Consider the following 5,009-nt stretch of genomic DNA (forward strand, 5'->3'; position numbering starts at 1 on the left):
CGTTTAAACTCTGCGCTGAAATTTCTTTTTTTCATTATGACACCTGTGTTGTTCTGAGGTGAGCATATCACCTCTGTTCAGGTGGCCAAATTCAGTAAACCACTTCAAAGAGATGCAAAATGTAACGCTGATCGGCATGTATAGCGGTATGCGCCTGAATGAAATTTGTTCATTACGTGCGGCCAACATCCGAGAGATTGAAGGGGTGTTATGTTTCGAAGTGACGGAGGGGAAGACCAAATCAGCAGCCCGTATTATTCCGGTGCATAGCCTGATCACTCCGTTGGTGTTATCGCTTCGTGAGAAGCCCTACAACGGATTTTTGTTCTATCGTGCGTCAATCATTGACCGTGCAGACGGAAAGCGCTCTACGTGGCATTCACAGCGTTTTACGAGGGCTAAACGAAAGGCTTTAGGCGAAGCGGGATCAGAGTTGAAAGTTTTTCACTCGTTACGCCACCAAGTGGCGCAAATGTTCGATAGAAATCAAGTGGTTGAGGACAGAATAGCCCTTCTGCTCGGTCACGAGCGCGGCTCTACAGAGAGTTTCAAGACGTACAGCAAGAATGCCGCCTCTCCTGTTGAGCTACGGCAGTATATAGAATTGCTACGCTATCCAGAGATAGAGAATCAATAAAAAAGGGGCGTAAGCCCCTCGTTAACTTATCGAATAGAACATTATTACATTACTTATATATTTAGGTGAATATGAACCAGTATCAAACAAAAAACCGAGCAAAAAAACAACCAGAAAAACATTGCAAGACTAATATATAACAATCAGCAAACACCCACTATAAAGCAGAAAGGTATGTGATATCAATCACTTAGTCAAAGCCATACATCCGTACCACAAATTTTGGCAATACTATTGCTTTATTGTGATAAAAATTACAATATAATTTTAATTAAAATTTAAGGTATTTGTTATGGATACTACATTCATTGCTGAACCTATAGTGAGCATTGACGAGAGGTTGTTAGGCGTTGAGCTTCTCACTCGCTTCATTACCTCAGATGGACGTCACCTTCACCCTGAGTTCGTAATTTCATCTTGGGATTTAGATAGGAAGCGGCTTTTCCTATACGAACAATGTGGAAACATTGCCACTATGCAAACGTGGTTCGAACGAAAGAATCTATTTTGTACACTGAACATTGATCAGCAAATGGCTTTTTTAATACGTCATGACTACATACTTAGACAAACTTTCGAATCGATGCCATTCATCAAACTTGAACTTTCTGAGCATTTCCCTGGTTTGGACAAGGGATTGAAAAGTCCCTTATTAAAATCGCTGAGCCAGGGTGTAAATGGGCTATGGCTCGATGACCTTGGCGCAGGAAACTCGAATGTAGTTAGTTTGATCGAAGGATACTTTGAGGTTGTAAAGGTAGATCGCTGCTTCTTTAATGAGCAGGTGCAGAAACCAACCTTCAACCAGTTGATTGCATCAATCAAAAAATACTGCGACAAAATTATTATTGAAGGGATTGAGAATAGAGATCATATGGGGTTACTGCGTGAGGTGGGAATTTGGGGATTACAGGGCTATCTTTTTAAATCTGTCCCTTTTAAAAATATGGATTCATTGCTTTAGTGTTGAAACCATCAAAAAAGGGGCATAAGCCCCTCATTTTTTAAACTCCGTCGTAACAGTGTCAGATTCAGTTTTCTTAGGTGCATTGTTCACCACCTTCTGTTTCACCGTACCGCCTACAGATTTATTTCCCTGCGTTTTAGTTGCAATCACATTAACTGTAGCTTTACTGACAAGCCTGATCTGTTCAAATTCAAGATCGAATTGCATCGCGTATTCAGATTTATAATCGTAGGAAATGCCGGAGAGAATAACATTCTCGTACACTTTGTGCTCTGTCACTAATGTGATGGGCTGGCGACTGTCAAACATCTTATCGAGGTATTCGATAGCTTGACTGATACGAGTGCCATTCACACCAGCGCTGTATAACAAATCCTTTTCCAGCCTCACCGGAGTTTCGGAAATAATCCCCGATAGCTTGAATGTATTATTCTTAATCTGAACGTGATCGCTCACCTCTGCCCCGCTCTCAACGGGATAGCTGGTAATATCAGCCTGTCTACGGACTCCCGTGTCCGTCACAGCATCAAACACTATCGCCTGATAGTTTTGAATGTAGCTATCTGAGGACGAATTATATACAGATGCAAGGATGGTGAAGCCATTTTCACCTTTGGCGCGGGTAGCACTGCTGTTATTACTGTTCTGAGTTGAATTTATACGGGAGGCATCGCTGCCCCCGATAGTTAAACTTCCAGGTGTTGCCATTTAGCCCCCCGTCCCTTGTCCAGATGAAACAGCCAGCACCATACGCTGATTGTTATCACTGATACGCTGATCAACGGTAGCATTCAGCATGTTTCCGAATGTCGGATCAGGAGAAATAGTTAGATGGATAAGCCCTTCCGGTAGCTGATTCTGCAACACTACAGGCTGCATGATCGGTGCATTGGCTGGCTTAGCTGGCGCTGCTGCACTCTGTTTCAACATTGAAACAGGAGAGTAATCTCCGTTGGTGCTCTGCGCGTAGCTGCTCACGTCTTTAGCGTCGCTTGTCCCGTTCCACCAATCATGGAATGTATCGAACACATTAGGCTGGTGTGTGCCGTCTGCTTTCGGCTGGCTGGCTCCATAGGCGTTAGCCACTGGATTACTTCCAGGCTGTGCAGGTGCTGACGTAGTGCCGTAATGCTGGCTCACCGCTTCTTTAGAGGTGTTATCCCCATTGAGTAGGTTGAGCTTTCCAGTGATCCAGTTGGTCATTTTCATCAGACCATCCACTACATCACCCGCAGCTTTCCCAAGCCCATTGAAGAAGGGTAACGCCTCCTGCATAGCTTCCTTAAACTCTCGCATGGTTTCAGGGTCAATCTCTGACATAAACCCTTCGAAGAATGCCAGTTTCTGGCTATCGTTGAGAATGTCCATTTCCTGATTAAACTTACGGTATGCAACAAGCTGATCTTGCTGTTCCTGGTTCAACCACTGCCCGTTACGCTTGAGTACGTCCACCTGATCAGTGAGTGCCTTACCTTGATTGCGGAAAGCCCCCACATACAACCCCATGTCATCACCAAGCTGTTCCAAAGATGCGAGGATTTGCTCTGAGGATTTCCCTTGTTTTTCCAAGGTGTTAACATAGGCAGAGGTAAAGCCCATCGGGTTTGTTTGGTAACGGCGTAAATCGTCCATCGTGAATCCGGCAGTGTTCACTGCTGACAGAATCCCCTGATCGCCACCTTTCCACTCTCCAGATTTCTTATCGTATTTAGCCTCATTGAGAGTTTGACCTATGCGATCCTGAATATCCTTATAATTATCAAGGAGTTTTCTCATTCCCTGAATACCCATTCCTGAGTCGATCCCGTTAGCGGTAGCGTATTGGCTTTGGGCAACCAGCGCGTTGTAATCGACATTTCCCAGCTTCGCACGCTGTACAATCTCGCTACGCTCTTCCTGTGCTGTAACAGCCTCTTTGCCCCATGAATAAGCACCGTAAGCCGCCGCACCAATCCCAGCGCCAGCCAGCGCACCAGTGCCTAAGCCCATAAGCCCGCCTGTAATCGCTCCAGAACCGCCTACAGGAGCCGTAGCGCCTCGTTTAGCTGCTTCCCTACGCTCTGCGTTAATGCGTCTGTAACTCTGCTGTAAACGCTTAATCTCGCTGTTCTGGCGTTGTAGAGAGATAGTTCCTGCTGCATAGGCTTTAGTGATCCTGCTGGCCTGTAATGCCGCCTGGGTTAATTCGACGTTGGTAAGGTGGTGCATACTTTTAAAGCTGCTGGCAACGTCCAATAGCTTCAATTCAGCCCGTTCACGGCGCTGTGCGTTTCTTGCGGCCTCTTTCGCTGCCTGAGCTTCTGCTCTCGCTTTAGCCTTTGCTGCTCGCTCTGCTTCACGCTGGCTATTATCACGAGGCTTTGACGCTTTCTTATTCAGCCTATCGAGTTCCCTTTCAGCAGACTTTAGCCCCTGACTGAATTTTTTCATATTCAACGTAGGGTCTTTAATGCCTTTGGCTTTCTTCTGAATTTGATCGAAAGCGTCCATAGCTTCCTTCATTGAATTACGATCCACCACGAATTCGACGGTATTACGGATCGTACTCGTATTAACGATTAGTCCACCTGACATTATTCACCACCTTGTTTATCTAAATAATGGTGAATAGCTTGCTCAATCGTATCTCCTCGGAAAATACGTTGCCTAACACCTGTATATGAAATATCTAATAGCGCACATAGTTGACTTACTTTAAGTAAATCTGATGCACTATCACCTTGAATATCAATATGAACGCCTTTTGCACTCTTGAGTATTAACTGCATATTATCTTTCCTCTTATTCTGGAAATAAAAAAGGGCGGGAACACTGGGGAGATGTTCCCAACGTTCACACGCCCTATTCAAAGTTCTTCTTTATTTCAGACGGGAAGAACTACCGTCTATCGCTCATTATGCTGAGACGCTACCGAAAACTATCGCCGTAGGGATGTTATTAATTGGTAGATAGCTGGTTTCTGTTGCAATAGATGGGAATTGCCATTTAGCATCTGAAACAACATACTGATTATGCAGAGTTGCAGATTTTCCAAGTGTCAGATGACGAACACCGATTCCGGTGTGCAGCACCAGTGCATTACTCCCCTCACTCATGCGTGGGATGACGGCGAACCCGTCCACACCGATTTTGTCGGTGATCAGGGAGTACCCTGTTACATCCATTACGGTGATCCCGTTCAGAGTCCACACCTCGTAAGCCGGATTACTTTCTACTGTTCGAGTGTAGAAGTTGTCAGAGCTATTGACACTTAGGGTGTACACCATGAAATCTTTAATAGATGGATGATAGCGAAGTGCTTTAGGGAAGGTGCGAACAAGTCCCTGATATGAGATCATGTTTGTCATCTGTAGCCATGGAACAGGGTTCATCATGAGTCATCAACTTACCTTCGCCGACAGTGAA

General features: G+C 45.0%; 5 protein-coding genes and 1 pseudogene. 2 read left to right on the forward strand and 4 right to left on the reverse strand.

Features of this window, described 5'->3' with window-relative positions:
* Nucleotides 1-106 precede the first annotated feature (106 nt).
* Nucleotides 107-637, forward strand: a pseudogene (locus ACOTW6_RS21755) (tyrosine-type recombinase/integrase); the annotation flags it as partial.
* 292 nt (nucleotides 638-929) lie between these two features.
* On the forward strand, nucleotides 930-1,601 hold the full coding sequence (locus ACOTW6_RS21760) for an EAL domain-containing protein (RefSeq protein WP_040117157.1): 672 nt from the start codon (nucleotides 930-932) through the stop codon (nucleotides 1,599-1,601).
* A 33-nt stretch (nucleotides 1,602-1,634) separates the two neighbouring features.
* Here the strand turns inward: ACOTW6_RS21760 and ACOTW6_RS21765 are convergent, their stop codons facing one another.
* From ACOTW6_RS21765 to ACOTW6_RS21780, 4 genes are all read right to left on the reverse strand, one after another.
* The gene (locus ACOTW6_RS21765; RefSeq protein WP_105826554.1) at nucleotides 1,635-2,312 is read right to left on the reverse strand and encodes a phage baseplate protein; all 678 of its coding nucleotides are present in this window, start codon (nucleotides 2,310-2,312) and stop codon (nucleotides 1,635-1,637) included.
* On the reverse strand, nucleotides 2,313-4,178 hold the full coding sequence (locus tag ACOTW6_RS21770) for a hypothetical protein (RefSeq protein WP_058678878.1): 1,866 nt from the start codon (nucleotides 4,176-4,178) through the stop codon (nucleotides 2,313-2,315).
* Nucleotides 4,178-4,372, reverse strand: a complete 195-nt coding sequence (locus ACOTW6_RS21775) for a hypothetical protein (protein ID WP_045615232.1) — start codon at nucleotides 4,370-4,372, stop codon at nucleotides 4,178-4,180. The genes ACOTW6_RS21770 and ACOTW6_RS21775 overlap by 1 nt, the downstream gene beginning before the upstream one ends.
* A gap of 126 nt (nucleotides 4,373-4,498) precedes the next feature.
* Nucleotides 4,499-4,978 (reverse strand): hypothetical protein, encoded by a 480-nt coding sequence (locus ACOTW6_RS21780; RefSeq protein ID WP_421766301.1) that lies wholly within the window; start codon nucleotides 4,976-4,978, stop codon nucleotides 4,499-4,501.
* Nucleotides 4,979-5,009: the final 31 nt, after the last annotated feature.

Source organism: Enterobacter cloacae complex sp. IR5403 (assembly GCF_049238705.1).
GTDB classification, from domain to species: Bacteria; Pseudomonadota; Gammaproteobacteria; order Enterobacterales; family Enterobacteriaceae; genus Enterobacter; species Enterobacter hormaechei_C.

Coding starts and splice junctions, on each gene's coding strand:
- ACOTW6_RS21760 (WP_040117157.1), top strand. CDS start 930: ATGGATACTACATTCATTGCTGAACCTATAGTGAGCATTGACGAGAGG.
- ACOTW6_RS21765 (WP_105826554.1), bottom strand. CDS start 2,312: ATGGCAACACCTGGAAGTTTAACTATCGGGGGCAGCGATGCCTCCCGT.
- ACOTW6_RS21770 (WP_058678878.1), bottom strand. CDS start 4,178: ATGTCAGGTGGACTAATCGTTAATACGAGTACGATCCGTAATACCGTC.
- ACOTW6_RS21775 (WP_045615232.1), bottom strand. CDS start 4,372: ATGCAGTTAATACTCAAGAGTGCAAAAGGCGTTCATATTGATATTCAA.
- ACOTW6_RS21780 (WP_421766301.1), bottom strand. CDS start 4,978: ATGATGAACCCTGTTCCATGGCTACAGATGACAAACATGATCTCATAT.